The 25,336-nt window shown below is 58.4% G+C and carries 33 protein-coding genes, 1 tRNA gene and 1 pseudogene; 11 read left to right on the top strand and 24 right to left on the bottom strand.

All coding sequences use genetic code 11. The features are described 5' to 3' along the window. Positions 1 to 75: 75 nt before the first annotated feature. A complete protein-coding gene (locus tag T3A99_RS20600; protein WP_322834753.1) occupies positions 76 to 393 on the top strand; it encodes a DUF4406 domain-containing protein in 318 nt (105 codons plus the stop codon). On the opposite strand, the gene T3A99_RS20605 is transcribed toward T3A99_RS20600, so the two are convergent. Further along, a complete protein-coding gene (locus T3A99_RS20605; protein ID WP_322834754.1) occupies positions 390 to 1,028 on the bottom strand; it encodes a hypothetical protein in 639 nt (212 codons plus the stop codon). The genes T3A99_RS20600 and T3A99_RS20605 overlap by 4 nt on opposite strands. 48 nt (positions 1,029 to 1,076) lie before the next feature. Here T3A99_RS20605 and T3A99_RS20610 point away from each other — a divergent pair, with 48 nt between their 5' ends. Together T3A99_RS20610 and T3A99_RS20615 are read left to right on the top strand one after the other, a co-directional pair. Next, a complete protein-coding gene (locus tag T3A99_RS20610) occupies positions 1,077 to 1,727 on the top strand; it encodes a hypothetical protein (protein ID WP_322834755.1) in 651 nt (216 codons plus the stop codon). Next, a complete protein-coding gene (locus T3A99_RS20615) occupies positions 1,724 to 1,903 on the top strand; it encodes a hypothetical protein (RefSeq protein WP_139050675.1) in 180 nt (59 codons plus the stop codon). Before T3A99_RS20610 ends, T3A99_RS20615 begins: the two co-directional genes overlap by 4 nt. Positions 1,904 to 1,921: 18 nt before the next feature. On the opposite strand, the gene T3A99_RS20620 is transcribed toward T3A99_RS20615, so the two are convergent. Continuing rightward, entirely contained in the window at positions 1,922 to 2,200 is a 279-nt protein-coding gene (locus T3A99_RS20620) for a hypothetical protein (RefSeq protein WP_274091150.1), read from the bottom strand. Between the two features lie 334 nt (positions 2,201 to 2,534). Here T3A99_RS20620 and T3A99_RS20625 point away from each other — a divergent pair, with 334 nt between their 5' ends. Next, positions 2,535 to 2,813, top strand: coding sequence for a hypothetical protein (locus tag T3A99_RS20625; RefSeq protein WP_274091149.1), 279 nt, complete (start codon positions 2,535 to 2,537; stop codon positions 2,811 to 2,813). Positions 2,814 to 3,237: 424 nt separating this feature from the next. Further along, positions 3,238 to 3,475 (top strand): annotated as a pseudogene (locus tag T3A99_RS20630) (integrase); the annotation flags it as partial. 78 nt (positions 3,476 to 3,553) lie between these two features. Here the strand turns inward: T3A99_RS20630 and T3A99_RS20635 are convergent. The 9 genes from T3A99_RS20635 to thrS form a co-directional block, all read right to left on the bottom strand. Further along, positions 3,554 to 3,630, bottom strand: a tRNA-Pro gene (locus tag T3A99_RS20635). Between the two features lie 89 nt (positions 3,631 to 3,719). Continuing rightward, positions 3,720 to 4,076, bottom strand: coding sequence for a MerR family transcriptional regulator (locus tag T3A99_RS20640; protein ID WP_003179985.1), 357 nt, complete (start codon positions 4,074 to 4,076; stop codon positions 3,720 to 3,722). Then, the gene (ihfA, locus tag T3A99_RS20645; RefSeq protein WP_002553164.1) at positions 4,057 to 4,359 is read right to left on the bottom strand and encodes an integration host factor subunit alpha; all 303 of its coding nucleotides are present in this window, start codon (positions 4,357 to 4,359) and stop codon (positions 4,057 to 4,059) included. The genes T3A99_RS20640 and ihfA overlap by 20 nt, the downstream gene beginning before the upstream one ends. A gap of 3 nt (positions 4,360 to 4,362) precedes the next feature. Next, a complete protein-coding gene (gene pheT, locus T3A99_RS20650; RefSeq protein WP_139050678.1) occupies positions 4,363 to 6,741 on the bottom strand; it encodes a phenylalanine--tRNA ligase subunit beta in 2,379 nt (792 codons plus the stop codon). A gap of 36 nt (positions 6,742 to 6,777) precedes the next feature. Then, a complete protein-coding gene (pheS, locus tag T3A99_RS20655) occupies positions 6,778 to 7,794 on the bottom strand; it encodes a phenylalanine--tRNA ligase subunit alpha (RefSeq protein ID WP_047229332.1) in 1,017 nt (338 codons plus the stop codon). A gap of 109 nt (positions 7,795 to 7,903) precedes the next feature. Continuing rightward, positions 7,904 to 8,260: a 50S ribosomal protein L20 gene (gene rplT, locus T3A99_RS20660; protein WP_002553161.1), complete on the bottom strand. Its 357-nt coding sequence runs from the start codon at positions 8,258 to 8,260 to the stop codon at positions 7,904 to 7,906. 30 nt (positions 8,261 to 8,290) lie between these two features. Beyond that, complete coding sequence (gene rpmI / locus T3A99_RS20665) at positions 8,291 to 8,485, bottom strand: 50S ribosomal protein L35 (RefSeq protein ID WP_002553160.1); 195 nt, start codon at positions 8,483 to 8,485, stop codon at positions 8,291 to 8,293. A 60-nt stretch (positions 8,486 to 8,545) separates the two neighbouring features. Next, positions 8,546 to 9,097, bottom strand: coding sequence for a translation initiation factor IF-3 (infC, locus tag T3A99_RS20670; RefSeq protein WP_169432615.1), 552 nt, complete (start codon positions 9,095 to 9,097; stop codon positions 8,546 to 8,548). Beyond that, positions 9,097 to 11,019 carry a threonine--tRNA ligase gene (gene thrS, locus T3A99_RS20675; RefSeq protein ID WP_003203626.1) on the bottom strand — a complete coding sequence of 641 codons (1,923 nt, stop codon included), beginning with the start codon at positions 11,017 to 11,019 and terminating at the stop codon, positions 9,097 to 9,099. Before thrS ends, infC begins: the two co-directional genes overlap by 1 nt. Positions 11,020 to 11,392: 373 nt before the next feature. Between thrS and T3A99_RS20680 the strand changes: the two genes are divergently transcribed. Both T3A99_RS20680 and T3A99_RS20685 read left to right on the top strand, forming a co-directional pair. Continuing rightward, positions 11,393 to 11,695: a hypothetical protein gene (locus T3A99_RS20680; RefSeq protein WP_047229331.1), complete on the top strand. Its 303-nt coding sequence runs from the start codon at positions 11,393 to 11,395 to the stop codon at positions 11,693 to 11,695. Between the two features lie 289 nt (positions 11,696 to 11,984). Beyond that, positions 11,985 to 12,197 carry a cold-shock protein gene (locus T3A99_RS20685; protein WP_047229330.1) on the top strand — a complete coding sequence of 71 codons (213 nt, stop codon included), beginning with the start codon at positions 11,985 to 11,987 and terminating at the stop codon, positions 12,195 to 12,197. Between the two features lie 66 nt (positions 12,198 to 12,263). On the opposite strand, the gene T3A99_RS20690 is transcribed toward T3A99_RS20685, so the two are convergent. Continuing rightward, the gene (locus T3A99_RS20690; RefSeq protein WP_047229329.1) at positions 12,264 to 12,578 is read right to left on the bottom strand and encodes an I78 family peptidase inhibitor; all 315 of its coding nucleotides are present in this window, start codon (positions 12,576 to 12,578) and stop codon (positions 12,264 to 12,266) included. A gap of 163 nt (positions 12,579 to 12,741) precedes the next feature. Further along, positions 12,742 to 13,047, bottom strand: a complete 306-nt coding sequence (locus T3A99_RS20695) for a hypothetical protein (RefSeq protein ID WP_139050680.1) — start codon at positions 13,045 to 13,047, stop codon at positions 12,742 to 12,744. A 131-nt stretch (positions 13,048 to 13,178) separates the two neighbouring features. Here T3A99_RS20695 and T3A99_RS20700 point away from each other — a divergent pair, with 131 nt between their 5' ends. After that, positions 13,179 to 13,376: a hypothetical protein gene (locus T3A99_RS20700; RefSeq protein WP_047229327.1), complete on the top strand. Its 198-nt coding sequence runs from the start codon at positions 13,179 to 13,181 to the stop codon at positions 13,374 to 13,376. 44 nt (positions 13,377 to 13,420) lie between these two features. On the opposite strand, the gene T3A99_RS20705 is transcribed toward T3A99_RS20700, so the two are convergent. The 8 genes from T3A99_RS20705 to T3A99_RS20740 all read right to left on the bottom strand — a co-directional run bounded on the left by T3A99_RS20705 (position 13,421) and on the right by T3A99_RS20740 (position 20,998). Beyond that, positions 13,421 to 14,449, bottom strand: a complete 1,029-nt coding sequence (locus T3A99_RS20705; protein WP_322834756.1) for a nucleoside hydrolase — start codon at positions 14,447 to 14,449, stop codon at positions 13,421 to 13,423. A 29-nt stretch (positions 14,450 to 14,478) separates the two neighbouring features. After that, a complete protein-coding gene (rbsD, locus tag T3A99_RS20710) occupies positions 14,479 to 14,883 on the bottom strand; it encodes a D-ribose pyranase (RefSeq protein WP_092399306.1) in 405 nt (134 codons plus the stop codon). After that, a complete protein-coding gene (gene rbsK / locus T3A99_RS20715) occupies positions 14,880 to 15,794 on the bottom strand; it encodes a ribokinase (protein ID WP_047229324.1) in 915 nt (304 codons plus the stop codon). The genes rbsD and rbsK overlap by 4 nt, the downstream gene beginning before the upstream one ends. A gap of 23 nt (positions 15,795 to 15,817) precedes the next feature. Continuing rightward, positions 15,818 to 16,837, bottom strand: a complete 1,020-nt coding sequence (locus T3A99_RS20720; RefSeq protein WP_322834757.1) for a LacI family DNA-binding transcriptional regulator — start codon at positions 16,835 to 16,837, stop codon at positions 15,818 to 15,820. A gap of 3 nt (positions 16,838 to 16,840) precedes the next feature. Next, positions 16,841 to 17,818 (bottom strand): ABC transporter permease, encoded by a 978-nt coding sequence (locus T3A99_RS20725; RefSeq protein ID WP_047229322.1) that lies wholly within the window; start codon positions 17,816 to 17,818, stop codon positions 16,841 to 16,843. Next, a complete protein-coding gene (locus tag T3A99_RS20730; RefSeq protein ID WP_139050683.1) occupies positions 17,815 to 19,368 on the bottom strand; it encodes a sugar ABC transporter ATP-binding protein in 1,554 nt (517 codons plus the stop codon). Before T3A99_RS20730 ends, T3A99_RS20725 begins: the two co-directional genes overlap by 4 nt. A 58-nt stretch (positions 19,369 to 19,426) precedes the next feature. Beyond that, the gene (locus T3A99_RS20735; protein WP_047229320.1) at positions 19,427 to 20,383 is read right to left on the bottom strand and encodes a sugar ABC transporter substrate-binding protein; all 957 of its coding nucleotides are present in this window, start codon (positions 20,381 to 20,383) and stop codon (positions 19,427 to 19,429) included. A gap of 168 nt (positions 20,384 to 20,551) precedes the next feature. Next, the gene (locus T3A99_RS20740; protein WP_047229319.1) at positions 20,552 to 20,998 is read right to left on the bottom strand and encodes a hypothetical protein; all 447 of its coding nucleotides are present in this window, start codon (positions 20,996 to 20,998) and stop codon (positions 20,552 to 20,554) included. 133 nt (positions 20,999 to 21,131) lie between these two features. On the opposite strand from T3A99_RS20740, the gene T3A99_RS20745 reads away from it, so the two are divergent. Together T3A99_RS20745 and T3A99_RS20750 are read left to right on the top strand one after the other, a co-directional pair. Continuing rightward, positions 21,132 to 21,431 carry a DUF1654 domain-containing protein gene (locus tag T3A99_RS20745; protein WP_076385536.1) on the top strand — a complete coding sequence of 100 codons (300 nt, stop codon included), beginning with the start codon at positions 21,132 to 21,134 and terminating at the stop codon, positions 21,429 to 21,431. Positions 21,432 to 21,436: 5 nt separating this feature from the next. Next, positions 21,437 to 22,126 (top strand): endonuclease, encoded by a 690-nt coding sequence (locus tag T3A99_RS20750; protein ID WP_047229317.1) that lies wholly within the window; start codon positions 21,437 to 21,439, stop codon positions 22,124 to 22,126. Positions 22,127 to 22,283: 157 nt separating this feature from the next. On the opposite strand, the gene T3A99_RS20755 is transcribed toward T3A99_RS20750, so the two are convergent. Continuing rightward, the gene (locus T3A99_RS20755; RefSeq protein ID WP_047229316.1) at positions 22,284 to 22,649 is read right to left on the bottom strand and encodes an SPOR domain-containing protein; all 366 of its coding nucleotides are present in this window, start codon (positions 22,647 to 22,649) and stop codon (positions 22,284 to 22,286) included. 248 nt (positions 22,650 to 22,897) lie between these two features. Between T3A99_RS20755 and csrA the strand changes: the two genes are divergently transcribed. Further along, a complete protein-coding gene (gene csrA, locus T3A99_RS20760) occupies positions 22,898 to 23,092 on the top strand; it encodes a carbon storage regulator CsrA (protein ID WP_003179932.1) in 195 nt (64 codons plus the stop codon). 202 nt (positions 23,093 to 23,294) lie between these two features. Here csrA and T3A99_RS20765 read toward each other — a convergent pair whose 3' ends face one another. Continuing rightward, on the bottom strand, positions 23,295 to 23,750 hold the full coding sequence (locus T3A99_RS20765; RefSeq protein WP_076385538.1) for a DUF2214 family protein: 456 nt from the start codon (positions 23,748 to 23,750) through the stop codon (positions 23,295 to 23,297). 193 nt (positions 23,751 to 23,943) lie between these two features. Continuing rightward, complete coding sequence (gene cysS / locus T3A99_RS20770) at positions 23,944 to 25,326, bottom strand: cysteine--tRNA ligase (RefSeq protein WP_047229314.1); 1,383 nt, start codon at positions 25,324 to 25,326, stop codon at positions 23,944 to 23,946. Between the last annotated feature and the right edge of the window lie 10 nt (positions 25,327 to 25,336).

Consider the following 25,336-nt stretch of genomic DNA (forward strand, 5'->3'; position numbering starts at 1 on the left):
CCCGCGCGCTCCTCTTGTGGGATTTCCACTACTCCCCCACTCCACCGCCCGGGCATGCCCCGGCAAGGACTCCCAGTGAAACGAATCTACCTCAGCGGCCCCATGACCAACATGCTGGACCTGAACTTCCCCCTCTTCCACACCACTGCCGCCAGCCTGCGCGAGGCCGGCCACACCGTCATAAACCCCGCCGAACTCAACCCAGACCCGGGCACCTGGAGCGAATGCATGCGCCGGGACATCAAGGCGCTAATGGACTGCGACACCGTGGCCACCCTGCCCGGCTGGCAGGATTCCCGCGGCGCCAGCCTTGAAGTGCATATCGGCAAGGCGCTCGGCATGCGGGTTGTGAATGCCCATGATCTGGTATCGATCACAATAGCTAAAATCTAACCAACCAGCCTTTTTAACAAGACATTTGATTCTGAATATAACGTTCGGCTTTTGTTCCTGGCGGTGTTTACGCACCTTTCAGAAACCTCATACATTCCAGACAAGTCAGGATCACTTAGGACAAATCCGAGTCGTATAATGTTTTGAACTTCAATTTGCACCAACTCTTCCAAATCACGATGCGTGAAGCTAAACATCGAAATTTCTGACTGATCGAAATGCAGCAACATACCCTGCCAAGATTTATCGACTTTCGCACAATGGCCAAGCCAAACCTTCTGTGGCCTTTGTATCTTGTTGAATAGATCAGTTATTTCTACAGAAGCACTACTTTCGTGCAACTCAACAAACACTCTAAACAAAGCCATGACATAAACAGAAGCAGATTCTCCATCATCTAAAGTGCTTTGAAAATCTTTAAGCACCTTGAATTTCTCTGAATGCCGGAACTGACTTTGCCAGCTAGTCAACGCAGCAACTGCGACAATTGCTGTTGCAGCGGTGCCTGCAAAACTAAGCAACTCGAAAACACCGCGAATTTTGTTGGCAGATACTTCCGTAGACCCCACACCCAAGCCAAGCAAAATACCGAATACAACAAGCAGAAGACAGCCACCAAAAACGACTCGATCCATAAGCCAATCCTCTAGATAGGGCCGGGAATATACCCGGCAAGGTATCCCATGCCCATAGAAAACTACGCCGCCGAGCCTGAGTTTGACCTAGCCACTCCAGCAGGCGGTCGCGGCTACATCGCCAACCAGTTCAAGACAGCGCTTAAGCGTCACGACTACCGCCAGTACATCGCTGAGCGGCTGGCCGGCGACTTCGCGTGCACGCTGGCTCAGCACATCGAACGCATCACCGCCGAGCGTGACGCTCTGCAGCTGCGCCTGAACGCAGCGGATCAGCAGATTGATCAACTGGAGCGTGACGCGGCCCGGCTGGATGCGCTGGAATCGAATTGCTGGGATGTCCGCTTCGACAGCAGCCCTAACGGCGATGCCGGTGACAGCAGCATCAGCATCGAGATTGTCGGCCACTGGATGGATAAGCCGACCGAGTGCGTCATCGGCGAGAATTACAGCGAGAGCCTTCGCGCAGCCATTGACCAAGCGATGACAGCCCCGGCCTATCCGCCTGAGCGCCCAGAACATCCAGAAGCCACCAGTGATGATGACTGGCACATGAACCCCTGCAAGCAAGATCACCGCGACGTCGGCGCCGCCGGCGGCGTAGCGCACTGCTACACCTGCGACGAGAAGATCGAAGCAGCCACCACGCTAGAAGCGTTCGAGCGCTGGAACGAAACTCACCCAGCAGCGCAGCCATGAGGCGCTTCGTTCGCCGAAAGGCCGAGGCTTGGCTAATCCTGCTCGCCGCCTGGATCCTGATCGGCCGCAACGTCCACCGCGCGCCCGTGACGTCCCGCCGCGACAACAACGACATGTGGGCAATGGCTGAAAAACTCGAAGCCATCGCCCAGCGAATCAGTACCCAATACCGGTAGGCCAGTTCAGCGTCGAAGCTACGCGAAAACCCAGAGGCCTTTAACATTCAATCCGGCGAGAATCAGCGCCGTCAATAAGCCAGGTAGCCGCATCAACCCCATCATGATGAATAGGATGGGGTTCATCATGCCAACCATGAAAAGGACCAGTACAGCGATTTTTGGCTGGCTGGGATCAAATAGAACCTTTGTCATGATTCCGGCCCATATCGCCCAAAAGAAATACATCGTCACGCCATCTACTCGGAAGAACGCCCGCTTAAACGTCTGTCCGACCGTATCCGTTTCATTGAGCATCTGAGCCACCGCAATAACCGATTTTATAACGATAGTAGCCGTAGCTCCAAAAACCTCTAACCCCTCCCCCTTCAAAGTTAGCCGCTATAGCGGCAAAGGAATAATTAGGCTCTATCAAAGCTTTGTAGCATCCCAGGTACAAGTACCGGACGCTTTAGTTTGCGTGTAGGTTCCGGACAAAGTATTTGGTCCTGTTACCTGCCCATCCATCTACTGGGAGCCTGACCGGCCTGAAGGCGAAGGCTGGTTCTGCCTGACCATTCCGGGCCTGTGTGCTGGTGGGCACTACAGCGACGATTGCGGTGGGTGGGATCTGATCTGCTGGCGTGGCGCCGTGTCATCGGCGTTGAAGGTCAAGCGCGACCAGGCCTTTCTGATCAAACCTCACGACGCAATGGACGCGATGCCTAACAAGCGCCTGGTGGCGGACACGCTTGAAGCTGACGGGCAGTTCTGCACCCTCGGTGTTCTCGGTGCGAAGCGCGGCATCGAAATGAGCGCCATCGATGCGCATTGCCGAGAAACAGTTTCGGGCGCTTTCAGAATAGCGCCAGCCATGGCCGCCGAGGTCGTATTTGAGAATGACGAGTGCGGCTGGAACGAAACCTCGTAGCAGCGCTGGCAACGAATGCGCAAATGGATAGGCAGCCATATCAAAGAGGTGACGCCATGATCCTCCCCCTGCTTTACAGGGCCTGTCCCATCTAGAGGAGCCATGGCAAAAAAAAGCCCACCCTGACCAGCTGCGGCCACTCAGCATTTCTCTGAAACACCTGGCAGGGCGAACTACAGAACCTTATTCGAGTGAGGCTTCCTCGTATATCAGCTATTCCCTGATACAAGCCCCCACCAAAGCCATCTGACTACAAACCAAACCCTTACAACTCACAGCCTGCCGGTAAACGGCGGGCGGAGCTATGCCATGAACAAAGAAGACCTCGCGGATCGTATATGCGCAATCGCCTACCCTTGCCGCATCCATAAAGACCTCTTCCAGGTCGCCAAGGGCTCTGGCCTGGTGATCGTCTACGGCGCCAGCGATTCGATGGGGTCGGGAAGCGGCGGGTTGTTCAAGGGGTCGATAGAAGAGGAAATGCCGGGCTTCCACGAAGTGCGTGCGCTGTCGCTGCACCTGTATCAGAAAGCCGGAAAGGATGGGCAGAAGATCGCCGGCCATGCCAGCGAGAGCATGACCAGAACTACCAGAAGGATCACGCGGATATCGTGTGGTCGGAGGCAATCCCCGACCTGAATATCAGCGAAATCACCGGTTAGTTTTGCGCATGTTTTGCGCGAGCACAAAAAAGCCGATCCATCTGATCGGCTTAACTGTCTGATTTTACTCAGGAATAATGGTCGGGACGGAGTGATTCGAACACTCGACCCCTAGCACCCCATGCTAGTGCGCTACCGGACTGCGCTACGCCCCGACTAGGCGTGAATCTTGTTCCGTCTCTCAACGGAACGCTCAGGAATATATCGCAAGCTTTTGAAAACTGGAAGATTTAAAAGCAGAAATTTATTTCTTGAGCACCACCAGCACATCTTCAAGCTCGGCGATCATCTGGCGGATCATCTGTTTGTACTGGGTAGTATCGTCTTTGGCCTCATCACCGGAGAGGCGCAAGCGCGCTCCGCCGATGGTGAACCCCTGGTCGTACAGCAGCGCGCGGATCTGCCGGATCATCAGCACGTCTTGTCGCTGATAATACCGGCGGTTTCCGCGGCGCTTGACCGGGTTGAGTTGAGGAAACTCCTGCTCCCAATAGCGCAGCACATGCGGTTTTACCGCACACAGCTCGCTGACTTCACCAATGGTGAAGTAGCGTTTGCCTGGGATGACGGGTAGCTCGTCGTTATGACTTGGTTCCAGCATAAGCCTCAACTCGGGCCTTCAACTTCTGCCCTGGACGAAAGGTGACCACACGGCGAGCCGTGATCGGGATTTCTTCACCCGTTTTCGGATTGCGGCCAGGCCGCTGGCGTTTGTCCCGCAGGTCGAAATTGCCGAAACCGGACAATTTGACCTGTTCGTTGTCTTCCAGAGCGTGCCTGATTTCTTCGAAAAACAGTTCGACCAATTCTTTGGCCTCCCGTTTATTCAGGCCCAGCTCCTCATACAGACGTTCCGCCATCTCAGCTTTCGTCAGAGCCCCCATACGTCACTTCCTTAACGTGGCGTTCAACCTGTTTTCGAGCGAGGTGAGGATATTCTGCGTTGCGGTATTCACCTCATCGTCATTAAGAGTGCGCGATGGATGCTGCCAGGTCAAGCCGACTGCAAGGCTTTTTCTATGCGGATCAATGCCTTTACCCTGATACACGTCAAATAGCCTGAGGTCCGTGAGCCATTCGCCTGCATTTTCACGGATTACATCCAGTACGGCGCTGGATGCAACGTCGCGATCGGCCAGCAGCGCAAGGTCACGCCGCACTTCAGGAAAGCGCGATAACTCCTGGAATTTCGGCATTTTCCCCAGCGCCACTTCGCCCAGAACCAGCTCGAAAACAAACACAGGACGATCAAGCCCCAGGGTCTTGGACAGTTCAGGGTGAATCGCGCCGACATAGCCGACTTCACGCCCGTCACGCTCAATGCGTGCTGTCTGCCCCGGATGCAGCGCCGGATGCTTGCCCGGCACGAAGGTGAACGCGTCGAGCGCGCCGGCGAAGCCCAGCACCGCTTCCACGTCAGCCTTGACGTCGAAGAAGTCGACGACATCGCGACCTTGCGCCCAGCCTTCCGGCAAACGACTGCCGCAAACGACACCGGCCAGCATCGGCTCTTGCTTCAAGCCTTCCAACTGACCAACGAAACGCAGGCCGCTTTCGAACAGACGTACGCGGTCCTGTTGGCGGTTCAGGTTGTGCTGGAGCGACTTGACCAGGCCCGGCCACAGGGACGAGCGCATGGCGGCCATGTCGTTGGAAATCGGGTTGGCCAGCAACAGCGGCTCGACACCCGGATTGAACAGCTCGAACTGACGCGGATCGATGAAGCTGTAGGTGATCGCTTCCTGATACCCACGAGCCACCAGCAGACGGCGCAGTTCCGGCAGGTCGCTACGGGCTTCGGCCTTGGCCTGTGGGGCCAGGCGCGCCTGCGGGTAGCGAACCGGCAAACGGTTGTAGCCGTACAGACGGGCCAGCTCTTCGATCAGGTCGACTTCCAGGCTGATATCGAAGCGATGGCTTGGCACTTCGACACGCCACTGCCCTGCCCCGTCGGCGCTGATGTTCAGGCCCAGGGCGCTGAGCAGGCGTTCGACTTCAGCCGGGTCCATTTCCATGCCGAGCATCTGCGTAATGCGCTGGGCACGCAGGGTGACCGGTGCGATTTTGGGCAGGTGCTGTTCGCTGACGGTTTCGATGATCGGGCCAGCTTCGCCGCCAGTGATTTCCAGCAGCAGGCCAGTGGCGCGCTCCATGGCTTCACGGGCCAGTTGCCAGTCCACGCCGCGCTCGTAACGGTGCGAGGCATCGGTGTGCAGGCCATAGGAACGGGCCTTGCCAGCCACCGCAATCTGGTCGAAGAACGCACTTTCAAGGAACACATCACGGGTCGTCGCGGAGACGCCGCTGTGCTCGCCACCCATCACGCCGGCAATCGCCAGGGCACGGGAGTGGTCGGCGATGACCAGCGTATCGCTGCGCAGGGTCACTTCCTGGCCATCGAGCAGTACCAGCTTCTCGCCTTCCTCAGCCATGCGCACGCGGATGCCGCCGTTGATTTCGGCAAGGTCGAACGCGTGCAGCGGCTGACCCAGCTCCAGCATCACGTAGTTGGTGATGTCGACGGCAGCGTCGATGCTGCGCACGTCGGCGCGACGCAGGCGCTCGACCATCCACAGCGGGGTCGGCTTGGACAGGTCGACATTCCGGATAACGCGCCCCAGGTAACGTGGGCATGCCGCCGGCGCCAGCACTTCAACCGAGCGCACTTCATCATGCACCGCGGCAACGGTCGCGACCGCTGGACGTGCCACTGGGGCGGCATACAACGCACCCACTTCACGAGCCAGACCGGCCAGGGACAGGCAGTCGCCACGGTTCGGGGTCAGGTCGACCTCGATGCTCGCATCGTCCAGGCTCAGGTACTCACGGATGTCCTGGCCGACTGGTGCGTCAGCCGGAAGCTCCATCAGGCCATCGTTGCCTTCGCCAATCTGCAGTTCAGCCTGGGAGCACAACATGCCGTTGGACTCGACGCCACGCAGCTTGGCTTTCTTGATCTTGAAGTCGCCCGGCAGTTCGGCACCGATCATGGCGAACGGGATCTTCAGGCCCGGGCGCACATTTGGCGCGCCACAGACCACCTGGAAGGTTTCCGCGCCATTGCTGACCTGGCACACCCGCAGCTTGTCGGCGTCCGGGTGCTGCTCGGTGCTCAGCACCTCGCCCACCACCACACCACTGAATTCACCGGCGGCCGGCGTCACGCTATCGACCTCAAGACCGGCCATCGACAGACGAGCAACCAGCTCGTCCCGGCTTACCTGCGGGCTTACCCAGCCGCGCAGCCATTGTTCACTGAATTTCATCCTGCTCTCCTATTAGATTCGTTACGGGTCTGCGGCTTAGCGAAATTGCGCAAGGAACCGCAAGTCGTTGTCGAAGAACAGGCGCAAGTCATTTACACCGTAACGCAGCATGGCCAGACGCTCGACGCCCATGCCGAAAGCAAAACCCGAGAACTCTTCCGGATCGATCCCGGACATACGCAGCACGTTCGGGTGAACCATGCCGCAGCCCATGACCTCCAGCCAGCCGGTCTGCTTGCAGACGCGGCAGCCTTTACCGCTGCACATCACGCATTCCATATCGACTTCAGCGGATGGCTCGGTGAACGGGAAGTACGAAGGACGGAAACGCACCGCCAGTTCTTTCTCGAAGAACACCCGCAGGAACTCTTCGATAGTCCCTTTCAGGTCGGCGAAATTGATGTCGCGATCCACCAGCAGGCCTTCGACCTGGTGGAACATCGGCGAGTGGGTGATATCGGAGTCGCTACGGTACACACGGCCTGGGCAGACGATGCGGATCGGCGGCTGCTGCGATTCCATGGTGCGGACCTGTACCGGCGAGGTATGGGTGCGCAACAGCATGTTCGCGTTGAAATAGAAGGTGTCATGCATCGACCGGGCCGGGTGATGGCCTGGGATGTTGAGCGCCTCGAAATTGTGATAGTCGTCTTCGACCTCAGGGCCTTCGGCAATGCCGTAGCCGATGTGGGTGAAGAACTGCTCGATACGTTCCAGGGTCCGGGTAACCGGATGCAAACCACCGGAAGTCTGGCCGCGGCCAGGCAGGGTCACGTCGATGGATTCGGCGGCGAGCTTGGCAGCCAGATCCGCTTCCTCGAACAAGGCCTTGCGCGCATTAAGGACTTCTGTAACACGCTCCTTGGCAACGTTGATCAGCGCACCGACCTGCGGACGCTCTTCGGCCGGCAGGTTCCCCAGGGTCTTCATCACCTGAGTCAACTCGCCCTTCTTGCCAAGGTAGTGAACCCGGATTTGCTCCAGGGCATTGATATCTTCAGCGCTTTGCACAGCCTCTAGTGCTTGAGAGACCAGCGCGTCCAGGTTTTCCATGTACAGACTCCAGATACAAAATAGGGGAAGAGCTTGAAGGCTCTTCCCCTATTTATGACGTTTAACACCTGGCCCCACAGAGGTGAGGCCGGGTGACTGTCGGGGGTACTTAAGCCAAGGTGGCTTTAGCTTTCTCGACAATCGCAGCAAACGCCGCTTTTTCGTTCACTGCCAGATCAGCCAGAACCTTACGGTCGATCTCGATGGACGCTTTTTTCAGGCCGGCAATGAAACGGCTGTAGGACAGACCGTTAACACGAGCACCAGCGTTGATACGAGCGATCCACAGAGCGCGGAACTGACGTTTTTTCTGACGACGGTCACGGTAGGCGTATTGGCCTGCCTTGATTACCGCTTGCTTGGCAACACGGAATACGCGGGAACGCGCGCCGTAGTAGCCTTTAGCAAGTTTCAGAATTTTTTTGTGACGCTTACGGGCAATGACGCCACGCTTTACACGAGCCATGAGTTACTTCCTCTATTCTTGATCCAAAAATTAACGAAGGCGCAGCATGCGCTCGACTTTTGCCACGTCAGACGGATGCAGCAAGCTGCTACCGCGCAGTTGACGCTTACGCTTGGTCGACATTTTGGTCAGGATGTGGCTCTTGAAAGCGTGCTTGTGCTTGATACCGTTAGCAGTTTTCAGAAACCGCTTAGCAGCACCACTTTTAGTTTTCATCTTTGGCATGTTCGGATACTCCGCATTCAGTTGATAAACATAATCGCAAGGCCTGCCGTGCCCTGTTGATTACTTCTTCTTTTTCGGGGCGATGACCATGATCAGCTGGCGTCCTTCCATCTTAGGATGCTGTTCGACCGAACCGTACTCGAGCAGGTCTTGTTCAACCCGCTTGAGGAGTTCCATCCCCAGCTCCTGGTGGGCCATCTCACGGCCGCGGAATCGCAAGGATACCTTGGCCCTGTCCCCGTCACTCAGGAAACGTACCAGGTTGCGCAGTTTTACCTGGTAATCCCCTTCCTCCGTCCCTGGACGAAACTTGATTTCTTTTACCTGAATCTGCTTCTGGTTTTTCTTCGCCGCGGCAATCTGCTTCTTCTTTTCGAAGATCGACTTGCCGTAGTCCATCACCCGGCAAACCGGCGGGACTGCGTCTGCGGAAATTTCTACCAGATCAAGCTTGGCTTCTTCAGCAATACGAAGCGCTTCATCAATCGAGACGATGCCAATCTGCTCGCCGTCAGCGCCAATTAACCGAACCTCGCGTGCCGAGATATTCTCGTTGATCGGGGCTTTCGGTGCAGCTCGTTTATCTTGTCTCATTTCACGCTTAATAATAATTACTCCAAATCTGGGCGACCACGCCGGGAAACCGCTTGCGCGAGGAACTCAGCGAATTCGGCGACGGGCATCGAGCCCAGGTCAGCACCTTCACGAGTACGCACAGCGACAGTCTGCATCTCGACCTCCCGATCTCCAATAACCAAGAGAAAGGGAACCTTGAGCAAAGTATGCTCGCGGATTTTAAAGCCGATCTTTTCATTTCTCAAGTCGGACTTGGCACGAAATCCGCTTTGGTTGAGAGTTTTTTCGACCTCGGCGGCAAAATCTGCCTGTTTATCAGTGATATTCATGATCACTGCCTGGGTCGGCGCCAACCACGCGGGGAACGCACCCTCGTAGTGTTCGATCAGAATCCCGACGAAGCGCTCGAACGAACCGAGGATCGCGCGGTGAAGCATGACCGGGTGCTTGCGGCTGTTGTCTTCGGACACGTATTCGGCGCCCAGACGGATCGGCAGGTTAAAATCGAGCTGCAGGGTACCACACTGCCACACGCGACCAAGGCAATCTTTGAGCGAGAACTCGATCTTCGGCCCGTAGAAAGCCCCTTCGCCCGGTTGCAGATCGTACGCAAGGCCCGCGCTATCGAGTGCGGCGGCCAGCGCTGCTTCGGCGCGATCCCACAACTCATCGGAACCGACGCGTTTTTCCGGACGAGTGGACAGCTTCATCTCGACTTCGGTAAAGCCGAAATCCCGGTAGACGTCCATGGTCAGCTTGATGAAGGCAGCGGATTCGGCCTGCATCTGCTCTTCGGTGCAGAAGATATGCGCATCGTCCTGGGTGAAGGCACGCACGCGCATGATGCCGTGCAGCGCACCCGATGGCTCGTTACGGTGGCAGGCACCGAACTCAGCCAGGCGCATCGGCAGCTCGCGGTAGCTTTTCAGGCCCTGGTTGAACACCTGCACGTGGCAAGGGCAGTTCATCGGCTTGATGGCGTAGTCGCGGTTTTCCGACTGGGTAGTGAACATGTTGTCGGCGTAGTTGGCCCAGTGCCCGGATTTCTCCCACAGGCTACGGTCAACCACTTGCGGCGTCTTGATCTCCAGGTAGCCGTTTTCACGCTGGACCTGGCGCATGTACTGCTCGAGCACCTGGTACAGGGTCCAACCGTTCGGATGCCAGAACACCATGCCCGGGGATTCTTCCTGGGTGTGGAACAGGCCCAGGCGCTTGCCGATCTTGCGATGGTCACGCTTCTCGGCTTCCTCGATACGCTGGATGTAAGCCGCCAGTTGCTTCTTGTCGGCCCAGGCAGTGCCGTAGACGCGCTGCAACTGCTCGTTCTTCGCATCGCCACGCCAATAGGCGCCGGACAGCTTGGTCAGCTTGAAAGACTTCAGGAAGCGGGTGTTCGGCACATGCGGGCCACGGCACATGTCGACGTATTCTTCGTGGTAGTACAGGCCCATGGCCTGCTCGTCCGGCATGTCTTCCACCAGACGCAGCTTGTAATCCTCACCACGCGCCTTGAACACTTCGATGACTTCGGCACGCGGGGTCACTTTCTTGATGACGTCGTAATCTTTCTCGATCAGCTGCTGCATGCGCTGTTCGATGGCCGCCATGTCTTCCGGCGTGAAAGGACGCTCAAAGGCGATGTCGTAATAGAAGCCTTCGTCGATGACAGGCCCGATGACCATCTTCGCGCTCGGATACAACTGCTTGACCGCATGGCCCACCAGGTGCGCGCAAGAGTGGCGAATGATCTCCAGCCCCTCTTCATCCTTTGGCGTGATGATTTGCAGCGTGGCGTCACTATCGATGACATCACTGGCATCGACCAGTTTGCCGTTGACCTTGCCAGCCAGGGTGGCCTTGGCCAGGCCCGCGCCGATGGATGCTGCGACCTCGGCTACGGAAACCGGGTGATCGAATGAACGTTGACTGCCGTCGGGAAGAGTAATAGTTGGCATGGCGCCTCCTCTCCTAGTGGTGACCCCTACCAAAGGTCACGTGGGTTGGGATGAGCCAGTACAAGATCCAGTCCAGGCCATTCAATGACGAACGCCTGCCTTACAGCGGCAGGAGCCTTGCGGCCAACCGGGAAAACCGAACCAGAGTGACTGGGATTCAAATCAGGGTTAATCGAACATTTGCCGCAGCCGGGACCTGTTGTCCTCCGGAGCCTGAAAATACCCGAGCCCGGCATGCTAGCACAGATGAACGGTTATCGCCGCGCCCGGATTGAAGCGGACGTAAATCCTCGGTTTTTATGCCAGAGTGCTGAACTGTACCGCCCGCTACGCCTCAGATAACAAGACATCGACCCGAAAGGAGCATCTTCGCATGCGTCTGAACACATTATTTGCAGTAGTCGCCCCCCTCGCCCTGCTGCTCCCGCTGACCGCCCACGCCGAATGGCCCAAGGGGGAGCGTGAAAAATACATGGCCCAATGCACCGAGGCGGCCACGCCACAGATCGGCGCGGCAGCGGCCAAATCCCATTGCGCCTGTGGCGCCGATGCGATCAAGTCCTACCCGGCAGCCGACATTCAAGCCTTGATGGACAATAAGGCGACACCGCAGCTGCAGCAAAAAGCACTGGGGCAGATTGCAAAATGCAAGGCCGATAACAAGGCCAAAAAGTAAGAAAACAGGTCTTTGCACGGAGCCGTGCATCGATAAAAAACGCTGATTTCGGGCCTTTTTGACCGATTTATTCAGGTTTTACAGCTTTTTTTATCGTCTTTACGTTCGGCTGAAAGCCTTTAAAACCGGGCCTTTCAGCCTGATCAGGCAGTAAAGAAAACACGACTGATTGGCAAACAGCGCGTGCGGGGGGCTCCCAAATCGAACATTTCGACTATGATACCCCGGTGTGCCCAGTTGGCCTGAGCAGCACAGTACACTGAAAATATATGTTTCTTGGAGATACACCATGTCTAATCGCCAAACCGGCACCGTTAAATGGTTCAACGATGAAAAAGGCTTCGGCTTCATCACTCCTACAGGTGGCGGTGACGACCTGTTCGTACACTTCAAAGCTATCGAAAGCGACGGTTTCAAAAGCCTGAAAGAAGGCCAGACCGTTTCCTTCGTGGCTGAGAAAGGCCAAAAGGGTATGCAAGCTGCACAGGTTCGCCCAGAGTAATTACTCGGCGAGCACAAAAAACCCCGTCCATGTGACGGGGTTTTTTATGGGCGATTGAAAAATCAATCAGCCGCAGTTCACCCGATTGATGATCAGATTGGCGTCAGTGTTGAGATTCAGGCGATCCGAGCGGTACTCAAGCGTCACCATATCGTTGGGCTTGAGGATCCGCGCATATTGCGCACCGGCGCGGGTGCGGGCTTGTTCCAGCAGTTGCGGCGAGGCCTTCTTGCCGATGGCGAACTCGGCAGCTGTTGCTTCGCAGCGGCTGTAGCCTGTTTCTGTTGCTACCGGATCAGGGGTCGATTCAGAGGTGCTGCTGCAACCGCTCAAGAGCGCGACGGCCAGCAAAGTACCCAATGACGCGAGCTTCCAAGGCATGAAGCCTCCTTTTGTTGATGATTAAACAGAGAGCGTGCGACAGCCCAAACGAAGCTTGGTTTCAAACCAAGGGCTATCATGGTGCCCTCATCAGGAAAACAGGCAGTTTGCCTGAGCCGACATCCCGCTTCAGGGGTGAATCGTGACTGAATATGAATCGCGCTCAGTAAACGTCGATGTAGTCAAAGGGCGGATTCGGCCAGTTGTCCTTCAACGCATTGTAGATCTGCATGACCCAGACCTCGTCACTGGCGGCGACCAGCCCGACGTAGCCTGAACCTTTTGCCCACGTTTCCAGCCGAAACGATAGCCCGTCGATGTCCACACCGCCCACCACGCCCGAAGACAAATAGGCGATACCCGCCTTGGTCACGCGCAGTTGGGTGTGCTCGTCATCACTGGCCGAAGCCAGCAACTGACGAACCGCGTCGAGGGTCAACCCGTCAGGAGCGTTCAAATCGATCTGCACGGCGGGGGCCTCTTCAGAAAGTCAAAAAGCAAGTGTCGCACAGCCCTTCCCTGATGCCTAAGTCGCAGTGCAAAACCCCAGGCAAAAATGGTTAACTCACCCTACAGACCTCCCAACTCGCGAGCCCGACCATGAGCACCGTCAGCATCGAAGCCACCATCAATGCCAAATGGTCGGAGGGCCACAGCTCCTATAGCCCTGGCAGCCCCGAAGAACTGGCAATCATCGGTATAGAACTGTTGGTCAAGGAGCTGGGAACGAAGGCGGCCCTGAACTTTATCCAGCAAGCGTTCGAACGATACCCCAGCAGCATTGAAGCGGTGGATTGAAACACACCCGCAAGCCCTGACCTGCGGGTGTTCGACAAGACCGATTACTTCAGACGCGCCAGGCGCTCGGTCAGCAGGTCAAAAAAGCCCTGAGCGTCGCCATCCTGCACCCAGTAGGCATTTTTGGGTGCCTTCAGGCCGTCGTACCAGTCAACGATGGTCTGGCCAAAGGTCGGGCCTTCCCGGCTGTCCACCACGACGTTGACCGAACGCCCGGTAAACAACTCTGGCTTGAGCAGGTAGGCAACCACCGTGGCATCGTGCACCGGCCCGCCCGTCATGCCGTAATGCTCCATATCACCTTTGACGTATTCGTTGAGAATGTCGCCGACGATCTTGCTGGCCTTGTTGTTCACGGCAGCGATCTGCTTCAGGCGTGCTTCGCTGGTGAGGATCTTGTGGGTCACATCCAGCGGCAGGTAAGTGAGCTTCACACCGCTCTTGAGCACCACTTCTGCGGCCTGTGGATCAGCGTACAGGTTGAACTCGGCCACCGGAGTGATGTTGCCGCCATTGAAGTGCGCACCGCCCATGATCACCACTTCCTTGATGCCCTGGACAATTTCGGGCTCCTGTATCAATGCCAGGGCCAGGTTGGTCTGCGGGCCAAGCATGGCAATGGTGATGCTATGGGGCTTGGCAGCCTTGAGGGTGTCGATCAGGTAGTTGACGGCGTTGCCCTTGGCCAGCCCCTTCTTCGGCTCATACACCTCGACACCCGACAGGCCTTCCTTGCCATGGATGTTTTCCGCGTAGATAGGCGTGCGCATCATCGGCTTCGGCGCACCGGCATACACCGGCACGTCTTCGCGCCCCGCCCATTCCCGGGCCAGACGAGCGTTGCGTGATGTCTTGTCCAGACGCACGTTGCCAGCGACGGTGGTCAACGCGCGGATATTCAGTTCTTCGGGGGAAGCCAGGGCAAACAACAGGGCAACCACATCGTCGGCCCCCGGATCAGTGTCGATGATCAGGTCGATTTTTTCCGCCGCCTGGGCGCTCGTAGCAGTGATCAGTGACAAAAGCAGCAGACTCCGGAACAGTTGACGAATTTTCTGAGCATAGCGGTGCATGGCGCATTCCTTGTGCAGGGTTGAGAAGGTTAGAACGTTACTCCGGCAATCAACACGATGTTGCAATACGGGGAGCATTCTCCCGTGCGAATAATCGCCCGAGCTTGCCTGCTGACCGCCTTGAATTGTTCATGGCTGACCAGCTCCCGCGCCCCCAGCGCGCCATCGGCATGCAGTGCCTCCAGTGTCGCCAGGGCCGCAGGTTGTTTATCGAAAATCTCTTCAGCGAGTACGTGGCTCTCCACCTGCATTTCGCTGAGCAGCACTTTCAGGGTGCTGACAAAATCCGGGATGCCGTGGGTCAGGGCCAGGTCGATCAACTCGACCTGTGGGGGCACCGGCAAACCCGCATCACCGATGACCACCTTGTCGCCGTGGCCAAGGGAAGCGATCAGTCGCGACAGCGCGATATTCAACAACGGCGTCTTTTTCATGATTTGAAAGCCTGTACTTCCAGCAAGGTGGGAATGGAGGGCTGCGCCCCCGCACGGGTGACCGACAACGCGGCAGCGACCTGACCAAAACGAATCGCCTCGACCTCGCTTTTGCCGTCAGCCAAGGCTGCGGCGAAGCCGCCGACAAAAGTGTCTCCGGCCGCCGTGGTGTCAACCGCCTTGACCAACGGCGCCGGGAAGTGCTGGAAACTCGCGCCGTTGGCGAACATCAGACCCTGGGCGCCCAGGGTCACGATCACCTTGCCGGCACCAGCGGCGAGCAATTGCGTCGCGGCCGCTTCGGCGGTTTCCAGAGAGTCCACCGCCAGCCCGCTCAGCACGGCGGCTTCGCTCTCATTGGGAATCAGATAGTCGATACAGGCGTACCAGTCGGCCGGCAAGGGCCGGGAGGCCGGCGCGGGGTTCAGGATGACGGTCTTGCCCAGTTCCCGACCGCGCTTGAGTGCATGCCCGACGGTCGCGTCCGGCACCTCGAGCTGGCAGATAATGACGTCGGCGCTGCGCAGCACCTCATCGAACCGGTCCAGGACATCAGGGGTAAGCACGCCGTTGGCCCCGGCGACGATCACGATCGCATTCTGGCTGTTGTCGTCGACAACGATCAGCGCTACGCCGCTGGAGCCGGCCACGACACTGACCGACTGGCAATCGATGCCCTCGGCCAGCAGCGCCCCGCGCAATTGCTGGCCATAGGCATCACTGCCCACGCAACCGACCATGGACACCTTCGCTCCCAGGCGCGCCGCGGCCACAGCCTGATTGGCGCCCTTCCCGCCCGGGATGGTGCAGAACGATTCACCAATCAGCGTTTCACCGCCCCTGGGCAGACGCGGTGCACGGGTCACCAGGTCCATGTTCAGGCTGCCTACTACCACTACTTTTGCTGGCATACGTCTTCACTCATCAATTCGGTTCAGCGGTATTGGGCGAATGTACCTGACAGCGGTGCAGTCGACTCTCGCAAGACAATGCTGGGTGTCACGATGCGCTGATCGGTGGCCAGCCCCGGCGTTGCGATCCGCCGCAACAGCACTTCAGCGGCCATCTCACCGAGCTGCAGGATCGACTGCCCCACCGTGGTCAGCGCCGGATAGACATAACGGCTCATCTGAATGTCATCGAAACCAATGACCGACAGTTCACTGGGCACGCGCACGTTGCGCTCGGCGGCGGCGCGCAGCACACCGATTCCGATCATGTCGTTGGCCGCAAAAATCGCACTGGGCGGCTGTTGTTCGAGCAGCCTGGCCGCCGCCTGATAACCACCGGTGCTGGTGAAATCGCTTTCGAGCATGCGCTCGACGGGCAGCTCGATCCCGGCTTCTTTCAGGGCGCGGCAGTAACCGGCCAGACGCATCTGTGCCACGCTGGTGTCCGCCGGGCCACCGATAAAGGCGATATCACGGTGGCCAAGCTCCAGCAGGTGCCGGGTGGCCAGGTAGGCGCCGTGCTCATGGTCGATGCGCACCAGGTCCGCGTCGACACCGTCGAGCCCACGGTCGACGATGACCATGGGCGTACGCACGCTGGTCAGCCCTTGGGCGAGACCGGCATCGCCGCCGGCGGAAGCGACGATCAGACCGTCGATGCGTTTTTCCAGCAGCACCCGCAGATAACTGCGCTGCTTGTCCGGGTTGTCGTCGGAGTTGCACAGGATCACGCAGTAGCCGTTGCGCTCACAGTAATCCTCGATCCCCCGGGCCAGTTCGGCAAAGTAGGGGTTGAGGCTGTTGGGCACCAGCAAGCCGATGGTTGCAGTGGTCTTGGCCTTGAGCGAGCGGGCCACCGCGCTGGGCACGTAATCGAGCTGCTCGATGGCGGCCTCGACCTTGCGCCGCACCTCTTCGCTGACCGGTCGCGTCTTGTTCACTACGTGGGAGACAGTCGTGTAGGAAATTCCCGCGAGCGCCGCCACATCCTTGATAGTCGCCATGGTTCAGGCCCGCCGACTGGCGCGCTGACTGCGGTAAGTGTCGAGCACCACCGCAACCACAATCACCGCGCCGGTAATGATGCGCTTGGTCGGTTCGGTGGCGCCAATCTGCGCCAGGCCCGCGGCCAGCACGGAGATGATCAGCACGCCAAAGAAGGTGCTGATGACCGAACCGCGCCCGCCCATCAGGCTCGTGCCGCCGATGACCACAGCAGCGATGACCTGCAGCTCGAGCCCCGAACCGGCGTTCGGGTCGGCCGCTTCCAGACGGGAAATCTGGAACAGCGCGGCCAGACCGGCCAACAACCCCATCAGGCTGAACACCAGGATCTTGTATGGTTTTGGATTGATACCCGCCAATCGCACGGCTTCTTCATTGGTGCCGATACCGATCAGATAACGGCCAAACACGGTGCGGGTCAGCACAGCCTGGGCGATGAAGATCACCAGCAAGGCAATGATGAATGACGGTGAAATACCGAAGGCGATCGGATTGGACAGCCAGGCGAAGGAATCCCCGATGTAGGCCGTCCGCGAGCCGGTCATCTGATACGCCAGGCCTCGGGCCATTTCCAGCACGCCGAGGGAAACGATGAACGATGGGATCCGCCACGCCACGGTAATCGAACCGGTAACGGTGCCGGCCAGGGCCGCCACGGCCATGCCCAACAACGCCGCCGGCCAGACGCTCCAGCCCCAGCCCAGCACCGCCACGCTCACCGTCGATGCGGCCAGGGCCAGCACCGACCCGACCGATAGATCGATACCGCCGATGATCAGGATGAAGGTCATGCCGACCGCCAGCACCATGAGGTCTGGAATCTGGTTGGCCAGGGTGCTGAAGGTGTCATACGAAAGAAAATGGCTGCTCAGGACCGAGAACAACGCGATCATCGCCAACAAGGCCCCGGCCAGTCCCAGGTAGGTGCCCAGGCCATAGAAGTTGCCACTCGGTTTGCCGACGGCCGATACGGTTTTCATGAGAAGTCCCTAGGCGCTGCTTCGTTGAGCAACGCATCACGTTTCTGATAGCCGGCGAATGCGGCGGCAAGCAAGTCATCCTGGGTCCAGCTGTCGCGCTCGAAAGTGTCAATCAGGCGGCCGGCGGACAGCACACCGATCCGGTCACAGATCAGCATCAATTCCCGCAGGTCGCTGGACACCACAACCAACGCCTTGCCCTGGCGCGTCAGCTCACCGAGCAGCGCATAGATGTCGAATTTGGCGCCGACGTCGATGCCTCGGGTCGGCTCGTCGAACAGCAATACCGAGCAATCGCGTTCCAGCCAGCGACCGATCACCACCTTCTGTTGATTGCCGCCCGACAGTTCGGACACCAACTGTGTCGGACTGGAGCTGCGGATTCGCATGGCATCGATCTGTCGCTGCGCCAACGCGAACTCTTCGCTGCCATTGACGAAGCCGCCGCTGGAGATTTCCGGCATGTTGCCCAGGGCAATGTTGGCGGCGATGGATTGAGTCAGTAGCAGGCCTTCGCCCTTGCGGTCCTCGGTGATCAGCGCGATGCCGTGGGCCACCGCATCGGACGGCGAGCGAATGCTGACGACATTGGCCGGCGACCCCAGCGCCACCGTGCCGCTGTCGGCCGCATCGGCGCCGAAGATCAACCGCAGCAGCTCGGTGCGCCCTGCCCCGATCAACCCGGAAATACCGAATATCTCGCCGCTGCGCACCTCGAAGGACACATCGCGGACCTTGTCCGAACGGCTCAAGCCGTTGACCGTCAACGCCGGCGCGCCGATCTGACGTGGGCCCAGGTCGATGTGCTCGCCCAGCTCCCGCCCGACCATCAGCGTCACCAACTGCTCGCTGTTGTAGTTGGCCATCGGCTCGACGCAGACCAGGTTGCCGTCGCGCAGTACCGCAATGCGCTGGGCCACCCGAGCCAGTTCTTCGAGGCGATGGGAAATATAAATGATCGACACGCCCCGCGCCTGCAGACGAGTGATCTGCTCGAAGAGCATCTCCACCTCACGAGCGGTCAGCATCGCAGTCGGCTCGTCGAGAATCAGCACATGGCAATCGCCGATCAGGTTGCGGGCGATTTCGACCATCTGTTGGTGACCGATGCCCAACTCACTGACCAGTGTGTCAGGGTCGATTGCATCGAGCCCCACCTGGGCCATGGCCTCGACCGCCGCTTTGCGCAGTTGCTTGCGACTGATCCAGCCGCCACGACTGGGCAGGTTGTGGAGGAACAGGTTTTCGGCCACGGAAAGTGTCGGCAGCAGGTTGAGCTCCTGCATCACCATGCGCACGCCCAGCTCTTCAGCCTGGGTACGACTGCCAGGACGATAATCCTGCCCCTGGAATTGCATCTGCCCGGTGGTCGGCGTCACCAGCCCGCCGATGATCTTGGACAGGGTGCTCTTGCCGGCGCCATTTTCGCCGGTCAGCGCCAGCACTTCGCCGCGCATCAACGTCAGGTCGATGTCGCTCAGTACCGGTTGGGCATAGGTCTTGCCGATGCCGCTGACCGAAAGGACAGCGTTCGGGTCGCGAACGGACATAAAAAACTCTCCAATACGCTCGCCAACAAGGACGAGCGTCGTTGTGTCGCCAGGATAACTACTGGGTCACCAGCTCGACCGGAGTTTCGATAACGCCGTTAGTGCCGCTGTCGACGGCTTCGCCCTTGAGGATCTTCAGGGCCGTCTCGATGCCGAAAACAGCCTGTTTGGCGGCGAACTGGTCGGCAGTCGCCAGGACGCGACCGTCCTTGAGCATGGGCTTGATGGCGTTGATGTTGTCATAACCGACCACTTTTACCTTGCCCGCCTTGCCGGCAGCGCGAATGGCCGATACCGCGCCGACCGCCATGCTGTCGTTACCGGCCAGCAGTGCCTTGATGTTCGGGTATTCGCTGAGCATCGAGGCGGCAACCTGATTGCCCTTGTTGATTTCCCAGTCGCCCGATTGCAGGGAAACGACCTTGATCTGCGCCGCTTCCATTGCATCCTTGAAGCCGGCGGTGCGTGCCTGGGCATTGGTGGTGGTGGACACGCCTTCAATGATACCAACCTCATCACCAGCCTTGAGCTGCTTGGCCAGGTACTCACCCACCAGGCGCGCGCCCTTGCGGTTGTCCGGGCCTACGAACGGCACGGTGATGTTTTTGCTTTTGACCACGTCCGGATCGAGCTGGTTATCGATGTTGATCACGGTGATGCCGGCGTCGACGGCTTTCTTGATCACCGGCACCATGGCCTTGGAGTCGGCTGGTGCGATGATGAGGGCATCGACCTTGGACACGATCATCTGCTCGACAATGCGGATCTGGTTGGCGGTGTCGGTTTCATCCTTGATCCCGTTGGAGATCAGGTCGAAATCGGCGGAGTGTTCCTTCTGATAGGCCTTGGCGCCATCTTCCATGGTCAGGAAGAACTCGTTGGCCAGGGATTTCATGACCAGGGCAACCTTGGGTTTTTCCGGGGTCTGGGCAAATGCCGAAGAGAAAGGCAGCGCAGCGGATGCGGCGGCGAGCATGGCGACGGCGAGAAGGCGTCCAGCGAATGGCAACTTCATGGGTTCACTCCGATTTTATGATTATTTTGAGCAAAATCGTTGCACGGGAAGTCGTTCCACAGGCCGTCGCCAAGCATCAACGAAGGCTGCGCAAACGTTTGCGTGAAGGGAACTATGGTAAAGCTTCCGGGTTTTGTCAACGTGCGGATTTCACCGCAAGGCTGGGGATCAGACGGTCGTGTTGACCAGGGCACCCGAGCCGGAGCCCTTGGCCAGCTCTGTGATCAGATGGCCAGTGACTTCCAGCAATGCACCGCTGGTGTCGGCAATCTGGCCTTGTATCGCCATGACCGCAGTGGTTTTGGCTTCGGGTGTCGGATAGACCTGCTTCTGCGCAGCAGACAACTGCTGTTGCTGTTCTCTGAGCTGCTGTTGCAGCTCTTGCATGCGTTTGAGCAACACCTGCACGGCAATGCTCTGGGTGCTCCCGCTCTTTTCGGTCTTGCCTTCGGACGCAGGGCTCATGCTCGTACGAACCTGGCCTGGCGCCTGCGTCTGGCCAAGGGTCTCATCGGCTGCCTCGGCGCTCGCTTGGCTCAAGGCCTTGAGCGTGGCCGCGGACTGGCCGCCGATGGTGACGGCAGCTGCATTTGGAAAGCCGACGGAAAACGACATAACAAAACTCCATGGATAAGATTCCTACGAAGGCCATCGACTGCTTGAGCGGCTTCTTTAGCTTAATTTTTCCTACACCAAAACGGAAAAAGCGTTGTCAGAGGATTTTCTTGAATTTTAAGCAGTTGCGTAAATGCCTACGGTTAAATACTGTACGCACGTACAGCTCAATAAGGATAATCCTGTGGCAACGCCGTCCGCTGCAACTACCCCCTTAGATTCCTATACCCGCCTCGGCCTGCGGGTCTCGAAAATCATCAACTCCCCCACCGCACAAAAAGCCAAGGCGGCCCTGATCTTCCGGCTTCCCGAGGAGCCGGTGGATGAGTGGGAGCGCCTGCTGGAAGAAATCGACGAGAACGACAATGTGACCCTCGCCTATCGTGACGATGGCGGTGTGCAGGTGTTCTGGGTTGTGCCGAAGGAAGATTGAGCCTGATGAGTGTTCGTTGTTTTGCTTTATTGCTTGCGATTGTCGCCATGGGCGCGCAGGCCGATGCGCCCCGTACCTTCAGCGAGGCCAAGAAAGTCGCCTGGAAACTCTATGCCCCCCAATCCACCGAGTTCTACTGTGGCTGCAAATACTCAGGCAATCGCGTGAACCTGGCAGCCTGCGGTTATGTGCCGCGCAAAAACGCCAATCGCGCCGCGCGTATCGAGTGGGAGCATATCGTCCCGGCGTGGCAGATCGGGCATCAGCGTCAATGCTGGCAACAAGGCGGGCGGAAGAATTGCACCCGCCACGACCCGGTCTATCAACGGGCCGAGGCCGATCTTCATAACCTGGTGCCCAGCATCGGGGAAGTGAACGGCGACCGCAGCAACTTCAGCTTTGGCTGGCTGCCGGCGCAGACGGGCCAGTACGGCTCATGCCTGACCCAGGTGGATTTCAAGGCCAAGAAAGTCATGCCCCGCCCTTCCATCCGCGGAATGATCGCCCGGACGTATTTCTACATGAGCAAACAATACGGCCTGCGCCTTTCGAAACAGGACCGGCGCCTGTACGAAGCCTGGGACAAGACCTACCCGGTACAGAGCTGGGAGCGCCAGCGCAACCAGAGCGTGGCGTGCGTGATGGGGCGTGGCAACGAGTTCGTGGGCCCGGTGAATTTGAAGGCCTGCGGTTGATCTCGCATGGGTAAACAGCGCCAATCAACTGTGGGAGCTTGTTTGCTCACGATAGCGGCAGCGCCGTCAACGTCAACGTTGGCTGAGCCACTGCTATCGCGAGCAGGCTCGCTCCCACAGGTGTTGTGGCTTATCTGACTGTTCTGTTCTGCGGGGTTTATTGAGCGCTCGGGTAATCCACCACCAGCGACTCGATGTTGCGCTTTTTCGCTCGAACCAGGGCGGCGTTCAATTGCTCCTGCTTCGCCTCGGCTTCAGCCTTTGAATTGAAAGGCCCGACCAGAACCCGGTCCTTGCCATTGTCTTTCACCACACTCGATACAAAACTGTGCTCGATGAGCCAGGCGGTCAGGTCGCTGACCGCCTGCGGGATTTCGCCCCGGACCTCGACGCCCCATTGCGGCGCAGCGGCGGCGCTCGGTGCAGTGGTTGCCGCCACCTTTGGCTTCGGTGTGTCGACGTCACGCCCTTCACCGCATCCTGCCAGCGCCAATACCGCGATTACCCAAGCCAATTTGCGCACAACGTTTTACCCCGGAAGACATGGAGTGGGGATTTTAACACTCAAGCCCGTCAATAACGCCGTAAACAGCGCTCAAAACACGAGAAACCTGCACGGCGTCTCTGTATAGTCGCACCCTGGGAATTAATGCTGCGTCTGCGCGTCAGAAAGAGGCACCCACATTGTGACACTTGGCACTAATCTATAAGCAGTACCGACATCTGCACTGCCTGAATCAGGTGCCCTATAAAGCAATCAAGGAGAACACCATGCTGATACTCACCCGCAAAGTCGGTGAAAGCATAAACATTGGTGACGACATCACGATCACCATTCTGGGCGTTAGCGGCCAACAAGTCCGTATCGGCATCAACGCTCCGAAAAACGTTGCGGTGCATCGCGAAGAGATTTATCAGCGCATTCAGGCGGGCCTTACCGCCCCTGACAAGCCGCAAACGCCCTGAGCCCTGTAGCAGTCCGTAGCCAGCCCTTCTGCATCGTCGCAAGGCTGGCTAAAGATTCATGCCGACTGTCCCTCATCATCCCCGCTCCATCTCGCCTTTGATTTTTTCGTTCATCCCGTCAAACCGATACTAATGACATGGCTCATAGCATGGCTGTCAGACGTTTCGTTTTAATGGCGATGAAGCAGGTATTCGTGACGGCTCAACCCAGCCCCACGCCGCGAGCCATTCCTGTGGCAGCGACCACCATCAGCACCAGTAACAAAGCTTCAATGTGACTGATCCGCGCAAACCGGCCGGCTTTCGAAGGATCGATCGCACGCCCTTTGCCCAGTGCCATCCGCCATTTGATCAGCGCGATCATCGGCGCGATTTCAAGCAACAGGATCAGCACGAACAACGTCATCTTCAGGTGAAACAGCGGTTGGTGCAGGTAATAGTCCGTGCCTTTTTCAAACCCACCAAAAGCACGCATCCCGCCGGTCACCAGCAGGACCACCGCCGATAGCCCCCACAGGTTGTCCGCCATCAAGACATTTCGAACCGCGTCCGTACCGCCCGCCAGACGTCGCAACGCCGTGCCACGGGTAAGTACCGCCCAGAACCCCAGGGCGAAAGCCAGAAGATGAATTGCCGCAAGAGACCAATGAGCCAACATGGAAGATTCCTGTCAGAGGATGTCGAATCGACCTGACAGTACTAGCTCATAACAGGATGATTGCCAGGATAGGCATACAAAAAACTGTGGGAGCGAGCCTGCTCGCGATGGCGGTGTATCAGCCGACAACAATGTTGTCTGACACTCCGTCATCGCGAGCAGGCTCGCTCCCACAGGGGTATTGCGTAAGGACTCAGTCAGCCAAACGCCAGGTCGTCCCGCCCTTGCCGTCTTCCAGCACCACGCCCATGGCGGTGAGCTGGTCGCGGATGCGGTCGGATTCTGCCCAGTCCTTGTTGGCCCGCGCAGTCAGGCGCGCCTGGATCAACGCTTCGACCTCGGCGGCGTCCACGCGACCTTCGGCACCGGCCTGAAGGAAATCATCCGCCTCGAGCTGCAACACACCCAGGACGCCGGCCAGTTCTTTCAGACGCGCCGCCAGGCCCGCCGCCGCGTTGAGATCACTCTCCCGCAAACGATTGATCTCGCGCACCATCTCGAACAGCACCGCGCAGGCTTCCGGCGTGCCGAAGTCGTCGTTCATCACTTCAGTGAAGCGCGCGACGAAGGCTTCGCCACCGGCGGCCGGGACCTTCGGCAGACCCTTCAACGCATGGTAGAACCGCTCCAGGGCGCCCTTGGCGTCCTTGAGGTTGTCTTCCGAGTAGTTGATGGCGCTGCGATAGTGACTGGACACCAGCAGGTAACGCACGACTTCGGGGTGGTACTTGTCGAGCACGTCGCGGATGGTGAAGAAGTTGTTCAAGGACTTGGACATCTTCTCGCCGTTGATCCGGATCATGCCGCAATGCATCCACGCATTGGCGTAGGTCTTGCCGGTGGCCGCTTCGCTCTGGGCGATTTCGTTTTCGTGGTGCGGGAATTCCAGGTCGCTGCCGCCGCCATGAATGTCGAAGGTCTCGCCCAGGCAGCAGGTCGACATCACCGAGCATTCGATGTGCCAGCCCGGACGCCCGGCGCCCCACGGCGACTCCCAGCTCGGCTCACCCGGCTTGGCGGCTTTCCACAACACGAAGTCCAGCGGGTCCTGTTTCGACTCGTCGACTTCGATGCGCGCTCCGATGCGCAGGTCTTCGATTTTCTTGCGCGACAGCTTGCCGTAGCCCATGAACTTGGCGACGCGGTAATACACGTCGCCATTGCCCGGTGCGTAGGCATAACCCTTGTCGATCAAGGTCTGGATCATCGCCAGCATGCCTGGGATGTGGTCCGTGGCACGGGGCTCCAGGTCCGGCTTGAGGATATTGAGGCGCGCCTCGTCCTCGTGCATGGCCTTGATCATGCGCTCGGTCAGCGCATCGTAAGGCTCGCCGTTTTCCCGGGCACGGTTGATGATCTTGTCTTCGATGTCGGTAATGTTGCGCACGTAGGTCAGGTCATAACCACTGAAACGCAACCAGCGGGTCACCAGGTCGAAAGCGACCATGCTGCGACCATGGCCGATGTGGCAGTAGTCGTACACGGTCATCCCGCAGACGTACATGCGGACCTTGTTACCGTCCAGCGGCTTGAAGACTTCTTTGCTCTTGGTGAGCGTGTTGTAGATCGTAAGCACAGGGTTTCCC

Source organism: Pseudomonas sp. N-137 (assembly GCF_034555295.1).
GTDB classification, from domain to species: domain Bacteria; phylum Pseudomonadota; class Gammaproteobacteria; order Pseudomonadales; family Pseudomonadaceae; genus Aquipseudomonas; species Aquipseudomonas rhizophila.

What these genes read in the sequence shown, in the direction of transcription:
- T3A99_RS20680 (WP_047229331.1), top strand. Translation starts at nt 11,393, where the DNA reads ATGCGTCTGAACACATTATTTGCAGTAGTCGCCCCCCTCGCCCTGCTG.
- T3A99_RS20700 (WP_047229327.1), top strand. Translation starts at nt 13,179, where the DNA reads ATGAGCACCGTCAGCATCGAAGCCACCATCAATGCCAAATGGTCGGAG.
- T3A99_RS20615 (WP_139050675.1), top strand. Translation starts at nt 1,724, where the DNA reads ATGAGGCGCTTCGTTCGCCGAAAGGCCGAGGCTTGGCTAATCCTGCTC.
- thrS (WP_003203626.1), bottom strand. Translation starts at nt 11,019, where the DNA reads ATGCCAACTATTACTCTTCCCGACGGCAGTCAACGTTCATTCGATCAC.
- pheT (WP_139050678.1), bottom strand. Translation starts at nt 6,741, where the DNA reads ATGAAATTCAGTGAACAATGGCTGCGCGGCTGGGTAAGCCCGCAGGTA.
- T3A99_RS20730 (WP_139050683.1), bottom strand. Translation starts at nt 19,368, where the DNA reads ATGTCCGTTCGCGACCCGAACGCTGTCCTTTCGGTCAGCGGCATCGGC.
- T3A99_RS20745 (WP_076385536.1), top strand. Translation starts at nt 21,132, where the DNA reads ATGCCTACGGTTAAATACTGTACGCACGTACAGCTCAATAAGGATAAT.
- T3A99_RS20725 (WP_047229322.1), bottom strand. Translation starts at nt 17,818, where the DNA reads ATGAAAACCGTATCGGCCGTCGGCAAACCGAGTGGCAACTTCTATGGC.
- rpmI (WP_002553160.1), bottom strand. Translation starts at nt 8,485, where the DNA reads ATGCCAAAGATGAAAACTAAAAGTGGTGCTGCTAAGCGGTTTCTGAAA.
- T3A99_RS20640 (WP_003179985.1), bottom strand. Translation starts at nt 4,076, where the DNA reads ATGCTGGAACCAAGTCATAACGACGAGCTACCCGTCATCCCAGGCAAA.
- rbsD (WP_092399306.1), bottom strand. Translation starts at nt 14,883, where the DNA reads ATGAAAAAGACGCCGTTGTTGAATATCGCGCTGTCGCGACTGATCGCT.
- T3A99_RS20735 (WP_047229320.1), bottom strand. Translation starts at nt 20,383, where the DNA reads ATGAAGTTGCCATTCGCTGGACGCCTTCTCGCCGTCGCCATGCTCGCC.
- pheS (WP_047229332.1), bottom strand. Translation starts at nt 7,794, where the DNA reads ATGGAAAACCTGGACGCGCTGGTCTCTCAAGCACTAGAGGCTGTGCAA.
- ihfA (WP_002553164.1), bottom strand. Translation starts at nt 4,359, where the DNA reads ATGGGGGCTCTGACGAAAGCTGAGATGGCGGAACGTCTGTATGAGGAG.
- T3A99_RS20740 (WP_047229319.1), bottom strand. Translation starts at nt 20,998, where the DNA reads ATGTCGTTTTCCGTCGGCTTTCCAAATGCAGCTGCCGTCACCATCGGC.
- csrA (WP_003179932.1), top strand. Translation starts at nt 22,898, where the DNA reads ATGCTGATACTCACCCGCAAAGTCGGTGAAAGCATAAACATTGGTGAC.
- rplT (WP_002553161.1), bottom strand. Translation starts at nt 8,260, where the DNA reads ATGGCTCGTGTAAAGCGTGGCGTCATTGCCCGTAAGCGTCACAAAAAA.
- T3A99_RS20765 (WP_076385538.1), bottom strand. Translation starts at nt 23,750, where the DNA reads ATGTTGGCTCATTGGTCTCTTGCGGCAATTCATCTTCTGGCTTTCGCC.
- T3A99_RS20690 (WP_047229329.1), bottom strand. Translation starts at nt 12,578, where the DNA reads ATGCCTTGGAAGCTCGCGTCATTGGGTACTTTGCTGGCCGTCGCGCTC.
- T3A99_RS20750 (WP_047229317.1), top strand. Translation starts at nt 21,437, where the DNA reads ATGAGTGTTCGTTGTTTTGCTTTATTGCTTGCGATTGTCGCCATGGGC.
- T3A99_RS20720 (WP_322834757.1), bottom strand. Translation starts at nt 16,837, where the DNA reads ATGGCGACTATCAAGGATGTGGCGGCGCTCGCGGGAATTTCCTACACG.
- T3A99_RS20605 (WP_322834754.1), bottom strand. Translation starts at nt 1,028, where the DNA reads ATGGATCGAGTCGTTTTTGGTGGCTGTCTTCTGCTTGTTGTATTCGGT.
- T3A99_RS20610 (WP_322834755.1), top strand. Translation starts at nt 1,077, where the DNA reads ATGCCCATAGAAAACTACGCCGCCGAGCCTGAGTTTGACCTAGCCACT.
- T3A99_RS20620 (WP_274091150.1), bottom strand. Translation starts at nt 2,200, where the DNA reads ATGCTCAATGAAACGGATACGGTCGGACAGACGTTTAAGCGGGCGTTC.
- rbsK (WP_047229324.1), bottom strand. Translation starts at nt 15,794, where the DNA reads ATGCCAGCAAAAGTAGTGGTAGTAGGCAGCCTGAACATGGACCTGGTG.
- T3A99_RS20685 (WP_047229330.1), top strand. Translation starts at nt 11,985, where the DNA reads ATGTCTAATCGCCAAACCGGCACCGTTAAATGGTTCAACGATGAAAAA.
- T3A99_RS20705 (WP_322834756.1), bottom strand. Translation starts at nt 14,449, where the DNA reads ATGCACCGCTATGCTCAGAAAATTCGTCAACTGTTCCGGAGTCTGCTG.